Here is a 15196-nt window from a genome sequence, read left to right on the forward strand (position 1 = left end):
GCGCAGGTCCTGTTACCGACAAGTGAAGAATGGACGAACTCGTCCATTTTATCCGCAGAGGCCTGTCATCGTGCTGGACGGCGCGCCGGGTTCATGGCCTATCCGCCGCATGAGCCAGGACGTTGACGTCATCATCGCCGGCGCGGGCGTGGCAGGCGCCACGCTGGCGCTCTCGCTCTCCCGGGCCGGGCTGACGCCGGTGCTGGTCGACCCGATGCCGTTCGACGTCCAGCTGGCCCCGACGTTCGACGGCCGCGCCTGGGCGATCGCCTACGCCGCGTTCCGCCAGTGGAAGGCGCTGGGCCTCGCCCCGGCGCTGGAGCCGCACGCCCAGCGCATCGAGCAGATCCTGGTCACCGACAACACCACGCCCGGCGCCGCCGCCGGCGGATCGCCACCGTTCTTCCTGCGCTTCGATTCCGACGAGATCGCCGACCGGTCCGACGGCGAACCGCTGGGCTATCTGCTGGAGAACCGCCACGTCCGCGCCGCCCTGGCCGCGGCCATCGCCGAGGCGGGGATCGAGGTGCTGGCGCCCGCCCGGGTGGCCAAGGCCGCGTTCACCCCGCGCGAGGCCCAGGTGACGCTGGAGGACGGCCGGGTGCTCCGCGCGCCGCTGGCCGTCGGCGCCGAAGGCCGGGGCTCGGTGATCCGCCAGGCTGCGGGGATCGGGGCCATCGGCTGGGACTATCCTCAGGTGGGCGTGGTGGCGACCGTGCGCCTGGACCAGAGCCACCAGGGCGTCGCTTACGAGCACTTCCTGCCCGACGGCCCGTTCGCCATCCTGCCGCTGACCGACAACCGCGCCAGCCTCGTCTGGACCGAGAGCCCGGCGAACGGCGCGGCGTTGAAGACCGCGCGGCCGCAGATCTTCCAGGCCCACCTCGAGCGCCGGTTCGGCGACTTCCTGGGCGAGATCCGTGTCGAGGGACCGATCTTCACCTACCCGCTCAGCCTGCAGCTGGCCGAACGCTTCGTCGCGCCGCGCGCGGCCCTCCTGGGCGACGCGGCCCATGGCGTCCACCCGATCGCGGGCCAGGGCCTGAACCTGGGCCTCAAGGGCGCCGCGGCGCTCGCCGAGGTGCTGGTCGACGCCCTGCGCGTGGGCGAGGACATCGGCTCGGAGGTGGTGCTGGAGCGCTATGCGGCCTGGCGGCGGTTCGACACCGTGACGCTCTCCGCCGGCATGGACCTGTTCGTCCGCCTGTTCTCCAACGACCACCCGCTGCTGCGCACCGTCCGCGGCATCGGCATGGCGGCGGTCAATCGCATCGGCCCGGCCCGGCGGTTCTTCATGCAGGAGGCTGGCGGCGCGGTGGGCGACCTGCCCCGGCTGCTGCGAGGCGAAGCGCTTTAGTTTCCCTCCCCGAGGCGAGGGACGGGCCTCCGCCCTACTCCCCCTCGCCCAGCTCGCGGGCCTCTTCGGGCAGCATGATCGGCACACCGTCGCGGATGGGGTAGGCGAGGCGGGCGCCCTTGCTGACCAGCTCAGCCTTGTCGCGGTCGTAGGTCAGCGGCCCGTGGGTCACCGGGCAGATCAGGACTTCCAGCAGGCGCGGATCGACGTCGGCAAGCAGGGGTGCGGGTTCGCTCATGGGCTCCCTCTACTGCAGCGAGTTGTGCTCGTCATCCGGATCGGACGCGTCGATCTCGAGCAGCGTGGTCAGCACCTCGAAACGGCCGGCCAGGTCGGGCGCCTCCAGGAACGCCTGTTTCTCGGCCGGCTCGAACGGCAGGCCCATGCACAGGCTGTTCACCAGGGCCTCCAGCGGCGCGTCGTTGGCCGTCGCCCAGTCGATGTCGAGTTCGCGGTGATTGAGATAGCGCTTGAGCGCCGTGGCGAAGCGGCTGCGGGCGGCGGCGCTCACCTCGGCCTCCGAGTCCTCGCCCAGGTCGTCTCCGAACCGCTCGTACTTCGCCCGGACCTGGCGATAGGGCAGGCGAAGATCCAGCTCCTCACCCGTATCGAAACGGCAGAGGCCGGTGAGGGTGATCAGGTAGCGGCCGTCCGAGGTCTCGGCATAGCTGGTGATCCGGCCCAGGCACCCGACGGGCGACAGGATCGGCCGCGCGCGCGACCCGCCCCGGGTCTGCAGCATGCCGATCACCCGGTCGCCCGCCATCGCGTCGTCGACCATGTTGAGGTAGCGCGGCTCGAAGATCTGCAGCGGCAGCTCGCCGCCCGGCAGCAGCAGGGCGCCGTCCAGCGGGAAGACCGGGATCAGCTGCGGCAGTTCGGACACTGTGCGGTAGGGCGCCATGGAGCCCCTTCTTAAGGACTAACTGAACAGGATGGATGACAGCTTGCGACGGCCTTGCTTGGCGACGTCGGACATCGGTCCGGCCGCCTCGAAAATGGTCAGCAGCTGCTTGCGGGCGGCCTGATCGTTCCACTCGCGGTCACGCCCGATGCTTTCAATGAGTTCGTCGACGGCTTCGTGCATCTTGCCCGAAGCGGCCAAGGCCTTGGCGAGTTCCAGGCGAGCCTCATGATCGTCGGCGTCCCGGGCCAGCCGCTGCTCGAACTCGGCGGTTTCCGAGGGCGCTTCGGCGGCCAGCGCCAGGGCCGCGCGCACGGCGTCGATGTCGGGGTCCTTGGCGTCCGGGGGCGCGAGCTCCAGCACCTCGCGCGCCTGCTCCAGGTCGCCGGCCTGCTGCAGCACCCGCGCCATGCCGCCGATGGCCTTCACGTTCGTGGGGTCCATCTGCAGCACCTGGGCGTAGGCCTGGGCCGCGCCGCCGGGATCGCCCAGTTCGAGCGACTCCTTGGCCATGGCCAGGAGCTCATCGGCGGGCGAGACGCCGGCGCCTTGCTTGGCGAGGCGATCGACGAACTGCTTCACCTGGCTGTCGGGCAGCGCGCCCATGAAGCCGTCCACGGGGCGGCCGTCGACGAAGGCGAAGACCGCCGGGATCGACTGCACCCGCAGCTGGCCCGCATAGGCGGGGTTCTTGTCGATATCGATCTTCACCAGCTTCACCGCGCCCTTGGCGGCGGCCACGGCCTTCTCCAGCGCCGGCCCCAGCTGGCGGCATGGGCCGCACCAGGGGGCCCAGAAGTCCACGATGACCGGGACCTCCTTCGACGCCTCGACCACGTCGGCCATGAAGCTGGCGTCCGTGGTATCCTTGATGAGGTCGCCGGCGTGGGTTGCGGCCGGCTGGCCTTGGGTTCCCCCGATCAGGGTCATGCCCGGAAATCCTTGTGTCGAAGCGTTCAATCTACTCGCGCCAAAAATGGGCGCCGTCGAGGCCTGGCGCTAGTTCACGACCCGCATTGCGGCGAAATCGACCACCATCGGCGTCACGCCGATGCCCGACAGGAACGTCCGGAACCCCTCACGGGTCACCGTGGTGGTGGCGGTGTTGGTCAGGGGGTGGAAGTTCACCAGCTCGGCCTCGGCCAGGGTGCGATCCAGGACAAAGCGCACCCGCCGCTCAGCATCGTTGATCAGGCCGAACGCCGTCACCGAGCCCGGCGTCACGCCCAGGGTCTCGGCCATCAGCTCGGCGTTTCCGAACGACAGCCGCGCCGAGCCGATGACGGTGTGCAGCCGCTTCAGGTCGATCTGGGCGTGGCCCTCCGCCGAGATCAGCCACAGCTGGCCCTTGGCGTCCTTGAGGAACAGGTTCTTGGTGTGAGCGCCCGGGATCCGCGCCTTGATGTCCTCGCCCTCGCCGACCGTGAACACGGCGGGGTGGTCCAGGGTCTGGTGGGGCACGCCCAGCCGGTTGAGCAGGGCGAAGAGGTCGGCGCGGGTCTGCATGCCTCGCCATACTCAAGATGGTGACCGACGCGAAGAGTCTGCACAGCTTGCGGCGATTCTCGGAAGCATCAACTTATTGAAGAATAACGAGGAATTACCAGAAAACACGTTTCAGGCGAATCCGGTTCGGCGACCCACAATGGTGAAGGTATGGTTAACACCATTAACGGGAAGGTCCCCGGGGTGCGGGGCCTGTTTTGCTATCGGGGATGAACATGACGCTTCGTACGCTTTTCGCGGCGTCGGCCGCCGTCGGCCTGCTTGCCGCCGCCTCGGCCGCCAATGCCGCCATTGTGGTCTCGTCGGCGGTGAGCAACCAGCTCTACACGACCAACGAGGGCGTGATCCTCGAAGATTTCGACGCCATCGACAGCCCGCTCACCACGTTCACCGGCAATGTCGTGGGCCCGTTCACCGAAAACGGTGATGGCGACTTCGACGTTTCCAACAGCGCTCCGCCTCCCTACACGGGCGGCGGCTCGATCACGGTCTGCTGCCAGGGCGGCAACACCTATGAAGGCGACCCGACCCGCTACGCGTCCGTGCAGGGGTCCGGGCTGTCGACGTTCTCGGTTGCGCCCGGGTACGTGCTGAAGAGCTTCAACTTCTACATGGGCTCGCCCGACAGCTACAATAAGGTGACCTTCCACCTGCTCAACGGCGGTTCGCAGGTGTTCTCCGGCGATGCGATCTGGGGCGGCAACGGCGTGCTCGGCAACGGCGACCGCACCAAGGGCTTCCGCGTCTACTACGACTTCAACGGCGCCAAGGTGTCGTCCATCACCTTCCAGTCCGGTTCGGACGCGTTCGAGTTCGACGGACTCGCGGGCAACGTGGCCGCGGTTCCGGAACCGGGCACCTGGGCCATGATGATCCTGGGCTTCGGCGCGGCCGGCGCGATGCTGCGCTCGCGCCGCCGGCTGGTCGCCGCCTGATCTGGCGACATCCAAGCAATAGCTGAACGGAAGGGCCCCGGCTGCAAACGCAGGCGGGGCCTTTTCATGTCCGGGGCCGGGCGCGTAAGGGTCTTGGCGCAGAGGCCAGCCGAGCGAGACCCGATGGAACTGGAATGCTACCCGACCGTCAGCCGCGACGTGACGCCGCCCGAGATCGTTCCGGGCCGCCAGCCGCGCGCGTGGATGGACAACTTCCTGGCCCGCCACCCCTATCGGTGCCTGCCGCTGAACATGGCCAACACCTCGGGCTGGGAGATCCTCTGCCCCGTCAGCTTCACGGCCGAGTGGAACGGCGGGCTGATGCAGGAGGACATCAAGCTCACGCCCGATCGGCCGCACCCGCACTTCCACCACTACGTCTCCAGCCATTTCAGCCACGGTGTGCTGACGTTCCACGTGGGCTACATGTTCCGCACCCCGCCCGGCTGGTCGATGATGGCCATGGGCACGCCCAACCACGTCAAGGACGGCATCCAGCCCCTGGCCGGCGTGGTGGAGACCGACTGGCTGCCGTTCCCCTTCACGATGAACTGGCTCTTCACCCGTCCCGGCAAGGTGCGGTTCGAGAAGGGCGAGCCCTTCTGTTTCATCACCTTGCTGCAGGACCACCCCCTTCACGAGATCCAGCCGGTGATCCGCCAGCTCGATTCCAACCCCGAGCTTCGCCACCAGTACGACGTCTGGGAAAAGCACCGCTCGGAGTTCAACAAGAAGATCTTCCGGGGCGATCCCGAGGCCACCAAGGAGGCCTGGCAGCGCTACTACTTCAAGGGCGAGTTCCCCGAAGAGGCCGGCGCCGCGGCCCCCGAGGGCCACGTCAACAAGCGCCGGCTGAAGGCCCCGCGCATCGGTCGCTGAATCAAGCGCCGCAGCCCGCTTGCAAAGCCGAAAGCGGTCTGCCATAAGGCCGCCTCTCGCATTTGGGGGCGTCAAAAACCCCTACGGAGCGCGGGCGTAGCTCAGTGGTAGAGCACAACCTTGCCAAGGTTGGGGTCGAGAGTTCGAATCTCTTCGCCCGCTCCAATTTTCAGACAATCCAGGCGTTCAACGGCCCCTCCGGGCCGGGCTCGGGCGTCTGAGCACGACGGACTGTAACAATCCGGTGCTAGGCGGGCGCGTCGCAACGGATCGCCGCGCCATGGGCTACGACTGGTTCTACTTCGCCAAGAAGGCCTACGCCCTTTATCCGGGCGTTGTCGCGCCCGCGTCGGGCCCCTTCCTGGCCGCCCACTATGCGCGGCGCCGGGCGCGGCGCGGACCTCTGCGCGCGGCGCTGGACGCGCTGGTGGGCCTGGGCTTCCACGCCTGGATCCCGTTTCGCGCCGCCAAGGTGCAGCGCAAGTTCGGCCTGGACGACGCGTGGCGGCGGCAGGCGGTGTCGATCGCCCGGGCCCGGTTCGCAGACCCGCAGGATATCGCGCTCTTCCGGATCCAGACCGCCGCCGACCTCGACGGCTACATCCGGCGCTTCGAGGACGCCGGCCTGAACAAGCAGATCAACCCGCGGGGCTGGACCCGCGGCTGCGCCCTCGCCGACAAGGCGGCCTTCTATGACCGATGCGCCGCCGCCGACCTGCCCCACCCGCAAACCGTGGCGGTGTCTACCGATGGCCGGCTGACGTCCCACGCCGACCCGGCCGGGCGCGAACTCGTGGCCAAGCCGACCGATGGCGAGGGCGGCGACGGCGTCCTGCTGCTGGGGACCTGCTGCGATACGCAGGCGATCGCCCGGGCGCTGGCCGGACGGCGGGGGACGCTGGTGGTGCAGCCGCGCATTGCGACGCACCCCGATCTCGCCGACATCGCGCTGAACGCCCTGCCTACGGTGCGTGTGGTGACCATCCTGGACGAGGTCGGCCGGCCCGAGGTGGTGAGCGCGACGTTCCGCTTCGCCTCGGTCGAGCACGCCGCCGTCGACAACATGAAGGCCGGCGGCCTGATCGCCGCCGTCGACCTGGCGACGGGGGCCCTGGGCGTCGCGTGCAAGGGGTACGGTGGCGACGATCACGCCGCCCATCCCGCGACGGGCGCGACGATCGTCGGCCGTGAGCTGCCGGGCTGGCTTCAGGTGAAGGCGCTGGCCGTACGCGCACACGCCGGGGCGTTCGGCGACTACGTGCTGATCGGCTGGGACATCGCCATGACGCCCGAGGGGCCCCTGCTGATCGAGGGCAACGGCAAGCCCGGCGTTCTGATGCCCCAACGGGCCGCGCGGCGCGGGCTGGGCGGGGGCCGCTACGGCGAGCTGCTGGCTCATCATCTTGCCACCAAAGCGTAGCGGGGCCGTCACGCGACGCAGCTAACTCTCCGGCCGGCTCAAGGGGAGAGACCACCATGGCCGGTTCCAAGGCCCCGCGTCGGCTGTCCGCCGCCGCCCGCCTCGCGCTGCGCATCCTGTTCGTCGCCAAACACGCGCGATGGGAGGGCGGGGTCCATCCCGAGGACGGCACCCACGCGGTCTACCACCGCGAGATGCGCGGCGTGCTGGAAGAGATCGGCCTCAACCTTGAGATCGCCAACGACTACCGGGTGCTGTTCGAACGCCCCTGCGCCGACTTCGTGTTCCCGCTGCTGAACCGGGGCGGGTTCCTGAACTCCGAGATGCTGCTGCCGCTGCTGTGCAATCGGCTGGGGCTGCCCTACCTGGGCGCCTCGCCCATCCTGCGGGGCCTGGCCGACGACAAGCACCTGGCGAAGCTCGCGGCCGCCGCCCGTGGCGTGCCGACGGCGCCCTGGACGGTCTACCGGCGCGGCGCGGCGCTCGACCCGACCGTGTGTCCCAAGGCCGCCCACTATGTGATCAAGCCCAACGCCAGCTCGGCCAGCTGGGGCGTCAGCGAGGCCGGCGACTGGACGGGCGTGCGCAACGCCGTCATCCAGCTGCACGACGAGGGTCACGACGCGATCGTCGAGCCCTTCATCGTGGGCCACGACATCGAGGTTTCGGTGGTTACCCTGCGCGGCGAGCCGCTGATCCTGCCGACGCAGATCGTCGAGCAGGCCGATCCTGGCAGCCTGCGGACCTACGCCGAGAAGCGTAACCTGATCACCGCCCAGGGCTATGAGATCCGGCCGATGGCGGCGGGCCGCGAACTGGCCCTCGCCGAAGCGCGCGCTCGGGAGGTGATGCGCGAGTACATGCCGTTTGACTACGGCCGCTTCGAGTTCCGCCTCGACGTGCGGACGGGCGAGGTCCTGTTCCTGGAAGTGAACCTCAACTGCAATCTTTGGTCCCGCAAGACGATCGCAATGGCCGCCGCCCAGATCGGCTGGAGTCACCGCGACCTGATCGAGACCATTCTGACCGAGAGCCTCGCCCGCCAGGGCCTGCTGACCCGCGAGGAGATCGACGTTGCGGCCTGATCGTCCCTTCTGCGCCATCGTCCTGGCCGCCCAGCGCGCCGGCCGCACGGATCCGCTGGCCGACGCGCACGGCGTCGCCAACAAGAGCCTCGTCCAGATCGGCGGCGTCCCGCTGATCCGCCACGTGGTGGACGCCCTGGCCGCGACGCCCGGCCTCGCGCGCCTGCGCATCGTGGCCGAACCCGAGGCCGAGGCTGCGCTCCGCGGGGTGCTGCGCGCGCCGTTCGAGTTCGTACCGGCCGCCGACAACCTCGCCGACAGCGTCTACGCGGCGGCCCAGGGTGTGTCCGAGCCGATGCTGATCACCACGTCGGACAATGTCCTGCTGACGCCGGCGGCGGTTACCGAGACGCTGCAGGCGCTGTCTGACGGCGCCGACGTCGCCCTGGCCTTGGCGACCGAGGCCTCGGTGAAGGCGGCCCATCCCGACGGCCAGCGGCGCTTCTACCGCTTCGCCGACGACGCCTATTCGAACTGCAATCTGTATGCGCTGTCGGGAACGGCGGCGACGCGGGCGGCCGAAAGCTTCCGCAGCGGCGGCCAGTTCGCCAAGAAGCCGCTGCGCATGATCGTCCACCTGGGCCCGATCAACCTCGCGCTCCTGCTGCTCGGCAAACTGACCCTGCGCGGCGCCCTGGCGCGGCTGGGGCGGCGGTTCCGCCTGACGGTCGCGCCGGTGATCCTCGCCGACGGCGCCCATGCCATCGACGTGGACAACACCCGCACCTACGCCTGCGCCGCCGAACTGCTGCGCCGGCGTCGCGACCACGAGCGGGCGGCCGCCTAGAAGCGCCCGGAGACCTGGAAACCGACGGTTCGCACGCCCTCGGGTCCGCCCCGGGCGTCGCGCACCTCGACCCGCTGGACGGCGCCCGATGCGCGGCTGCCCTGGTAGAAGGTCCGCGTGCGCGTCTCGTCGGGCGAAAGCAGGTTGTTCACGAACAGGCGCGCCGTCACCGGCTTGATCTGGGTCGTCTCGACGAACAGGTCCAGGCGCGGGGCCGGGCGACGGTAGGTGATCGCCTCGACCCGGCGATACTCCTCGCGGCCCGACCATCCCACCACGCTGGCGCCCCACGACGCCTTCAGCTCGGGCAGGTTGTGGCGATAGGTGACCACATAGGCCCAGTCCTTGTTTCCGGTGTTGAAGGTGGGCGAGCCGCCCGGCGTGCCCTGGCGTTCGAGGGGCACGGAGAAGCTGCGCTTGTCGCCGGTGATCGGATCGGTCACCCGGGTCTGCTGCCAGAGCGCGGTCACCCGCAGCTCGGCGTTCGGCAGGCCCAGCACGGTCAGCGGCGTCGCGCCCCGCACCTCGACCCCGAGACGCCGGCCACGGCCGATGTTGCCGAAAGCGTCCTGGCCGGCGATCTCGACCAGATCATGCACGTCGTCCACCCGGTCGGCGAAGGCGGCGATCGTGAGCGCCGTGCGCGGCGCCAGGCGCTGTTCCCACTCCGCGCGCGCCTTCCAGGCCTTTTCCGGCACGAGGTTCGGATTGCCCTGGGTGGTGGCGGCGTTGATGAAATCGACGGTGCTCGAGAACTCGGCGAAGTCCAGCTGGGCCACGTCGCGCGTCAGGCTGAACCGCAGCGTGCTGCTCGGGCTCAGCACGTGGGTGGCCGTGGCGCGCGGCTTCACATACCGGAAGCTGCGTTCCTTGCGCTGGTCTCCCGACTGGGTGATGCGCGAGGCCTCGACGTTCAGGCCGTACTCCAGGGTCCAGGCGGGCGAGAGGGTCCAGATGTCGCTGGCGAACACCTCGCCGCGCGTCTCTTCCACCCGCGCGTTCGACACCGCCAGCGGGACGCGAACCAGCGCGCCGCCGCGGGGCTGGTTGACGATGTCCAGGGTGGTGTCGCGATAGTTGAAGGCGCCCTCGGCCCCGAACTCCAGGGTATGCGCCGAACTGGCGGTCCATTTCAGTCGCGCCCGCAGGATTCGCTCGCCGTTGCGGGTCTCGCGGGTCTGGGTGCGGGTGAGGAAGCTGGATGGGAAGGTCTGGATCTCGAAAACGTCGCGCTGGTCGACACTGCCGTTGGACAGCAGGCCCACCAGCTTGAGCGACATCGTGCGCGAGACCTGGTGATCCCAGTCGGCGCCGAGCTCGGCGGTGTAGTTGTTGTCGTAGTCGGTGTGCCCGACCAGCAGGCTGCGCGGCGCGCCTGCGCCGGTCACCTCGGCCTGGACCGTTTCCAGCAGGTTGAAGTTCGGCGCCAGCTGGATGTTGGCGTTGACCCGGTCGTCGGGGCCAGGCCGCCAGCGCAGGCTGGCCGAGGCCTGGACGCCGATGTTCTCGGGCTTGCCCAGCACGCGCCGTGCGCCGGTCACCGCGCCGGTGTTGCTCAGCAGCACGTCGCGGCTGTCGCCGCGGCCCAGAAGGTTCGGGAACTGCACGTCGACGGCCAGGTCGGCGTTAGGCGCGATCTGGAAGCTGCGCGAGGCCTGCACCAGCCATCCCACGCGGTTCGAATACTGAAGGTGGCGCAGGCCCAGCGAATAGGTGGTCGCCGCCGTCCGCTGCGCCGAACGGGCGACGATGACGTTCACCAGCTGCGACTGGCCCCGCACGTCGAGGCCGGCCTGGGCGCCCGAGAGCAGCTCGATGCGGGTGACGGTGTTGGCCGGGATCCGCTTCAGGAGCTCGGCGGCGGACGTCTTCGAGCTGGGGCGCTCGCCGTTGATCAGCAGGTTGCCGGCCGAGGCGAACCCGCGCCGCTCATCGCCGTCGCGCAGCTCGAAGCCCGGGACGCGGGCCACCATGTCGGCGGCGGTGACGGGATTGTAGGGGGCGAAGAAGGCGGCCGGAAAGGTCGCTGCGCCGTCCGGCCCGGCCGCCGCCGGCGCCTCCTGGGCCCACGCCGCGCCGGCGGCGATCCAGGCCAGCACCAGTCCGGAGGCGGCATGCCGCGCCCATTTCGCCATGTCTCATCCCCCTGGACCTCTTGCACGAGTCCACTTTATGGACCCACTATCGACATCCGGTTCAGGGACGTCAACGAGCGAAGGCGGCGCAAGCCAACCCATGCGGTGGAACGAGCTGGAGAGCGACGATTGCCCGGTGGCGCGGGCCCAGGCGGTGCTGGGTGATCGCTGGACGATCCTGATCCTGCGCGATGCGCTCCGGGGCGTGAGCCGCTTCGACGTGTTCCATGAGCGGCTGGGGTGCAGCCGCACGCTGATCGCGCGGCGCCTCGCGCATCTGGTGGAGGAGGGCGTGCTGCAGGCCCAGCCCTATCAGACGCGCCCTCCGCGCCACGACTACCGCCTCACCGACCAGGGTCGGGCGTTGGGTCTGGTGGTGATGCTGATGGCCCAGTGGGGCGAGACCTGGCGACCCAAGGCGGGCGCCAGACCCCTGCGCCGCCGCCACAAGGCCTGCGGCCACGACTTCCAGCCGCTGGTGGTCTGCTCGGAATGCGGCGACCCCGTCGGCAAGGACGGGATCGAGTATCCGGCCTACCCGAGCCCGATGCGTTCCAACAGCGCGTAGAAGACGGTCTCCTTGCGCTGCGCCGCCTGGATGTCGGTCATCAGGGCCGACAGCCGGCCCTTGCCGTTGTCGCGGGCGGCGATGACCGACTGGTTGTAGGCGCGGATGTTCGTGGGGCCCTGGACGGCCGGCGGCGGGGGCGCCGCCTTGGCCGGCGCGCCCTTGCCACGACCGGCTGCGGCGGCCTTGCCGGTCGGGGCAGGGGCGGCGGGGACCGATCCCGGCGGTCCCAGGTCGGCGGCGCGGACGTAGCCCGTGGCGCCGCCCACCTCCACCTCGTACCAGCCGCCGTCCGGGCCCGACTTGGGCGTAATCGCACGACCCACCGGCAGGTTCGTCACCGCCGCGGCCGAGGCCACGGGCGCCGAGCGCACCGCGGTGGCGCGGATGGCCACCATGTCGCTGGGCGGCGGCGCGGCCTGTGGCTGCGGGTTGTTGACCTGCTGCACCTGGGCCTGCTGACCCGCCTTGGGCATGGCCAGCTTGGTGGTGTTGGCGGCCGTTGCGTAGGCCGGGGCCTGATCGCCCAGCACCTCGGCTTCCGAGGAGCCGTCGGTCATGGCGCGGCCCTGGGTGAAGGTCTTGCTCATGCCCGTGTGCTGGTCGACCACGCCGCCGGTGACGTCGATATCCTTCTTCAGGGCGCCCAGGAGGTCGGTGCGCTCGCGGCGGATCGCCTTGCGGTCCTTGTCCGTGCTGGCGCTGGCCAGCCGCGTGTTGATGTCGGTGAGCTGGGCGGCGCGGCATTCCACCAGCGCGTTGCCGCTCTCCACGATCGAGCGGCTGACGGCCAGCTGACGGCCGGCGTCCTGGTCGATGTTGAACGAGGCCTTCTTCAGGTCGCCGCCGGCCTCCTGCTCCTTGAGCTTCGCATAGGCGTCGGCCGTCGCGACGATGGCCACTAGGACCGCCAGGGCGGCGTAGGCCTTCATGTTGTCGCCGCCGCCAAAGCCGACGTTGCTGACGCCCGGCACGTTCAGGCCCATGGCGCCCGACAGCATGTCGGGTCCGAACAGAGCCGCCGACGGGGCGGGCTGGGCGCCGCCGGCCTGCGCGGTCTGCTGCTGGGCCGCGCTCTGCATGGCCATGTTGGCGACGCCGCCCATCAGGCTGCTCATGCCGCCCATGCCGCCGAACGCGCTGCCGCCCCGTCCGCCGATGCCGCCGCTCATCACACCCTTGGCCAGCACCATGGCGCCGGTCTTGAGGCCCTCGCCGATGGCGGCGCTCATCTTCGACTTCTTGAGGTCTTCGTATTCCTTGTCGAGCTTCACCAGCGGGGCCCGCTGGGCCTCGCAGGCGTTGAGGACCGAATCCTTGCCGCCCTTGCTCTGGGCCCAGAGCGGCTGGACGTTGAGGCCGAGCAGCGCGATGGCGCTGACCGTTGCGCGGAACCGTCGAGACTTGAGCATCCTAACCCCCATCGCCTACTGCGCTCCGAGCCGCGCCAGCTCGTCACGCGAAGCTTCATCGCCGCCCTGCGCGGCCTTGCGGTACCACTCGATCGCCTTCTTGCGGTCGGCCCGGACACCCTGACCGCTCTCGTACATGATGGCCAGATTGCGCATGGCCAGCGGGCTGCCGCGGTCGGCGGCGGCCTGGAAGAGACGAACGGCCTCGACCGGGTTCTGGCGCACGCCTGCGCCGCGCGCGGTCATGCTGCCGAGGCCCAGATAGCCGCGGGCGTCTCCGGCGTTCGCGGCGGCCCGGTAGTATTCCGCGGCCCGCGCATAGTCCTGCGGCAGGCCCGTCCCGGTCTCCAGCATCACCGCCAGGCTGGACATGCCCTCGGAGTTCCCGAGTTCGGCGGCGCGCTGGTACCAGGTGGCGGCCTGCACCTCGTCCTTCATCACCGCCTCGCCGTCTTCATAGGCATAGCCCAGGCGCACCATGGCGTCGGTGTCGCCGGCCGTGGCGGCGCGCTGGTAGAGGTTGAACGCGCGGCGCGCGTCGCGGGGGACGCCCTGGCCCTGCTCGTAGAGGTCGGCCAGCTGGGCGATCGACGGTCCATCGCCCGCATCCACCGCCTTCTGCAGCCAGCCGGCCGCCTGGCGCGCGTCGGCGGGAGCGCCGCGGCCGCGCAGGTAGGCCTCGGCCAGCATGCCCATGGCCGTGGCCGAGCCCTTGTTGGCCGCCTGTTGCAGGATGCGGAAGCCGTCGGCCTCGTCCTTGGCGGTTCCGAAGCCGTTCAGGCGGCAGAGCGCCCAGTTGACCATCCCGCCCGAGTGGCCGGCGTCGGCCGACGCCTTGAACCAGCGCGCGGCGGCGGCCACGTCCTTGGGCGCGCCCTTGCCGGTCAGCGACATGACGCCGAGATTGTACATGGCCGCGCCGTTGCCCAGCTTCGCCGCCGCGTTCCAGTCGCGCGCCGCGCTGGCGTAGTCCCCGCGGGCAAACGCGTCGCGCGCCGTGGTGACCAGGTCCTGCCCCGGCGTCGCCGAGCGCGAGGCCACCTGGAACGAGCCGGCCGGGAGCTTCTCGAGCGCCTTGATCCGGTTGAACGCCAGCTTGCGGAACGAGCCGGTGATCTCGCCCCGATCCTGGGCCTCCAGATAGGCCCGGAAGTCGGCGGGATCGTCGGAGTCCTTGATCGACGTCCAGAAGACCTGGTCCTTCTCCCACTTGATCTTCGTGGGGTCGGCGCCCGGCGCGGCGGCGGCGACCTGCTTGGGCGGGCCGTTGGGGTCGAACGTCCAGTTCACGTTGCGCCAGATGCCCTGCAGGTCGGGCGTCTGCTCGCCCTCGGTCATCCGCTCGACCTCGGCCTGCACATAGCCGGGCAGCTCGCCGACCGTGGCGCCGGGGCGCGTCATGCCCTGGGTCAAGGCGATGGCGAAGGGGCTGTTGGCGGCGCCCGCCACCCCGTCCTGGGCCACCTGGCCGGGTGCGGCGGCCATCAGGGTGACGACCGAGACGCTGGTCGGGCCGGTCTCGCGCGCCAGGCCGCGGGTGTTGCCGCCCAGGCTGCGGGTGGCGGTCGGGTTGTTGCGGCAGGCGTCGAGGATGATCAGCCGCACCGACTTCGCGCCCGACAGGGCCTGGCCCAGGCTGGCGGATTCCAGCGAGCTGGCGGTCAGGGTCGTCTTGCTGGTGGAGACGGCGTCCTTGGGCAGCAGGTAGTTCACGCCGTCGATCATCGCGCCGTGCCCGGCGTAGTAGATCACCGCGGCCTCAGAGCCCTTGGCGGCCTCTTCGAAGGCGCCCAGGCCCTCGAGCAGCTGGATCCGGTTGGGATCGGTCAGCGTGGTCACCTGGAAGCCCAGCTTCTGCAGCGTCGTCTGCACCAGCTTGGCGTCCTTGGCCGGGTTCACCAGCGGCGGCACCTTGTCGTACTTCGAGACGCCGATGATCAACGCGACGCGCTGGGCCGCCCACGCGCCGCCGGCGAACGACACATTGACCGCAACGGCGACGGCGATCGCCGTCCACCCTCTACGCCATTGGTGGGCCCGATCCACCCGACGCATGCGCACACCCTCCAGCACTTGCACGGCATGATACTCCAAAAACGCCAGACGACACCGCAAAGGTCGGATCAGGCAGAGTTCCGACACATACCTATTCGTCACCCGCGCCGGCTTGGACGCGCGCCCAAGGCAAGTTCCAGGCACGGCCGCGGA

The 15196-nt window shown here is 70.0% G+C and carries 14 protein-coding genes and 1 tRNA gene; 8 read left to right on the plus strand and 7 right to left on the minus strand.

Annotated features, from left to right (window positions below):
* Positions 1–109: 109 nt before the first annotated feature.
* Positions 110–1357: a UbiH/UbiF/VisC/COQ6 family ubiquinone biosynthesis hydroxylase gene (locus tag EPN98_RS04855; protein WP_293361075.1), complete on the plus strand. Its 1248-nt coding sequence runs from the start codon at positions 110–112 to the stop codon at positions 1355–1357.
* 34 nt (positions 1358–1391) lie between these two features.
* Here EPN98_RS04855 and EPN98_RS04860 read toward each other — a convergent pair whose 3' ends face one another.
* The 4 genes from EPN98_RS04860 to EPN98_RS04875 form a co-directional block, all read right to left on the minus strand.
* On the minus strand, positions 1392–1595 hold the full coding sequence (locus EPN98_RS04860) for a Trm112 family protein (RefSeq protein ID WP_293361077.1): 204 nt from the start codon (positions 1593–1595) through the stop codon (positions 1392–1394).
* 9 nt (positions 1596–1604) lie between these two features.
* Entirely contained in the window at positions 1605–2261 is a 657-nt protein-coding gene (locus EPN98_RS04865; protein WP_293361079.1) for an LON peptidase substrate-binding domain-containing protein, read from the minus strand.
* 18 nt (positions 2262–2279) lie between these two features.
* Positions 2280–3191 (minus strand): co-chaperone YbbN, encoded by a 912-nt coding sequence (locus tag EPN98_RS04870; protein WP_293361081.1) that lies wholly within the window; start codon positions 3189–3191, stop codon positions 2280–2282.
* Positions 3192–3260: 69 nt separating this feature from the next.
* Entirely contained in the window at positions 3261–3767 is a 507-nt protein-coding gene (locus EPN98_RS04875; protein WP_293361083.1) for a YbaK/EbsC family protein, read from the minus strand.
* A gap of 215 nt (positions 3768–3982) precedes the next feature.
* On the opposite strand from EPN98_RS04875, the gene EPN98_RS04880 reads away from it, so the two are divergent.
* From EPN98_RS04880 to EPN98_RS04905, 6 genes are all read left to right on the plus strand, one after another.
* Entirely contained in the window at positions 3983–4702 is a 720-nt protein-coding gene (locus EPN98_RS04880; RefSeq protein WP_293361085.1) for a PEPxxWA-CTERM sorting domain-containing protein, read from the plus strand.
* Positions 4703–4825: 123 nt separating this feature from the next.
* A complete protein-coding gene (locus tag EPN98_RS04885; RefSeq protein WP_293361087.1) occupies positions 4826–5581 on the plus strand; it encodes a DUF6065 family protein in 756 nt (251 codons plus the stop codon).
* A gap of 90 nt (positions 5582–5671) precedes the next feature.
* Positions 5672–5746 (plus strand) — tRNA-Gly (locus EPN98_RS04890).
* 115 nt (positions 5747–5861) lie between these two features.
* Positions 5862–7001 carry a sugar-transfer associated ATP-grasp domain-containing protein gene (locus EPN98_RS04895; protein ID WP_293361089.1) on the plus strand — a complete coding sequence of 380 codons (1140 nt, stop codon included), beginning with the start codon at positions 5862–5864 and terminating at the stop codon, positions 6999–7001.
* 56 nt (positions 7002–7057) lie between these two features.
* The gene (locus EPN98_RS04900) at positions 7058–8086 is read left to right on the plus strand and encodes a hypothetical protein (protein ID WP_293361091.1); all 1029 of its coding nucleotides are present in this window, start codon (positions 7058–7060) and stop codon (positions 8084–8086) included.
* Positions 8076–8873, plus strand: coding sequence for an NTP transferase domain-containing protein (locus EPN98_RS04905; RefSeq protein ID WP_293361093.1), 798 nt, complete (start codon positions 8076–8078; stop codon positions 8871–8873). The genes EPN98_RS04900 and EPN98_RS04905 overlap by 11 nt, the downstream gene beginning before the upstream one ends.
* Here the strand turns inward: EPN98_RS04905 and EPN98_RS04910 are convergent.
* Positions 8870–11008: a TonB-dependent receptor gene (locus EPN98_RS04910; protein WP_293361095.1), complete on the minus strand. Its 2139-nt coding sequence runs from the start codon at positions 11006–11008 to the stop codon at positions 8870–8872. The two genes, EPN98_RS04905 and EPN98_RS04910, sit on opposite strands and share 4 nt — an antisense overlap.
* Positions 11009–11108: 100 nt before the next feature.
* Here EPN98_RS04910 and EPN98_RS04915 point away from each other — a divergent pair, with 100 nt between their 5' ends.
* Entirely contained in the window at positions 11109–11576 is a 468-nt protein-coding gene (locus tag EPN98_RS04915; RefSeq protein WP_293361097.1) for a helix-turn-helix domain-containing protein, read from the plus strand.
* Here the strand turns inward: EPN98_RS04915 and EPN98_RS04920 are convergent.
* Positions 11543–12988 carry an SH3 domain-containing protein gene (locus EPN98_RS04920; RefSeq protein WP_293361099.1) on the minus strand — a complete coding sequence of 482 codons (1446 nt, stop codon included), beginning with the start codon at positions 12986–12988 and terminating at the stop codon, positions 11543–11545. The genes EPN98_RS04915 and EPN98_RS04920 overlap by 34 nt on opposite strands.
* Before the next feature lie 15 nt (positions 12989–13003).
* Positions 13004–15067 carry a caspase family protein gene (locus EPN98_RS04925; RefSeq protein ID WP_293361101.1) on the minus strand — a complete coding sequence of 688 codons (2064 nt, stop codon included), beginning with the start codon at positions 15065–15067 and terminating at the stop codon, positions 13004–13006.
* Positions 15068–15196 lie beyond the last annotated feature (129 nt).

This window comes from Phenylobacterium sp. (assembly GCF_004299445.1).
Lineage (GTDB): Bacteria > Pseudomonadota > Alphaproteobacteria > Caulobacterales > Caulobacteraceae > Phenylobacterium.

Excerpts from the sequence above, each read along its gene's own strand:
- EPN98_RS04860 (WP_293361077.1), bottom strand. The coding sequence starts at position 1,595 with ATGAGCGAACCCGCACCCCTGCTTGCCGACGTCGATCCGCGCCTGCTG.
- EPN98_RS04875 (WP_293361083.1), bottom strand. The coding sequence starts at position 3,767 with ATGCAGACCCGCGCCGACCTCTTCGCCCTGCTCAACCGGCTGGGCGTG.
- EPN98_RS04920 (WP_293361099.1), bottom strand. The coding sequence starts at position 12,988 with ATGCTCAAGTCTCGACGGTTCCGCGCAACGGTCAGCGCCATCGCGCTG.
- EPN98_RS04865 (WP_293361079.1), bottom strand. The coding sequence starts at position 2,261 with ATGGCGCCCTACCGCACAGTGTCCGAACTGCCGCAGCTGATCCCGGTC.
- EPN98_RS04910 (WP_293361095.1), bottom strand. The coding sequence starts at position 11,008 with ATGGCGAAATGGGCGCGGCATGCCGCCTCCGGACTGGTGCTGGCCTGG.
- EPN98_RS04885 (WP_293361087.1), top strand. The coding sequence starts at position 4,826 with ATGGAACTGGAATGCTACCCGACCGTCAGCCGCGACGTGACGCCGCCC.
- EPN98_RS04895 (WP_293361089.1), top strand. The coding sequence starts at position 5,862 with ATGGGCTACGACTGGTTCTACTTCGCCAAGAAGGCCTACGCCCTTTAT.
- EPN98_RS04900 (WP_293361091.1), top strand. The coding sequence starts at position 7,058 with ATGGCCGGTTCCAAGGCCCCGCGTCGGCTGTCCGCCGCCGCCCGCCTC.
- EPN98_RS04870 (WP_293361081.1), bottom strand. The coding sequence starts at position 3,191 with ATGACCCTGATCGGGGGAACCCAAGGCCAGCCGGCCGCAACCCACGCC.
- EPN98_RS04880 (WP_293361085.1), top strand. The coding sequence starts at position 3,983 with ATGACGCTTCGTACGCTTTTCGCGGCGTCGGCCGCCGTCGGCCTGCTT.
- EPN98_RS04915 (WP_293361097.1), top strand. The coding sequence starts at position 11,109 with ATGCGGTGGAACGAGCTGGAGAGCGACGATTGCCCGGTGGCGCGGGCC.
- EPN98_RS04855 (WP_293361075.1), top strand. The coding sequence starts at position 110 with ATGAGCCAGGACGTTGACGTCATCATCGCCGGCGCGGGCGTGGCAGGC.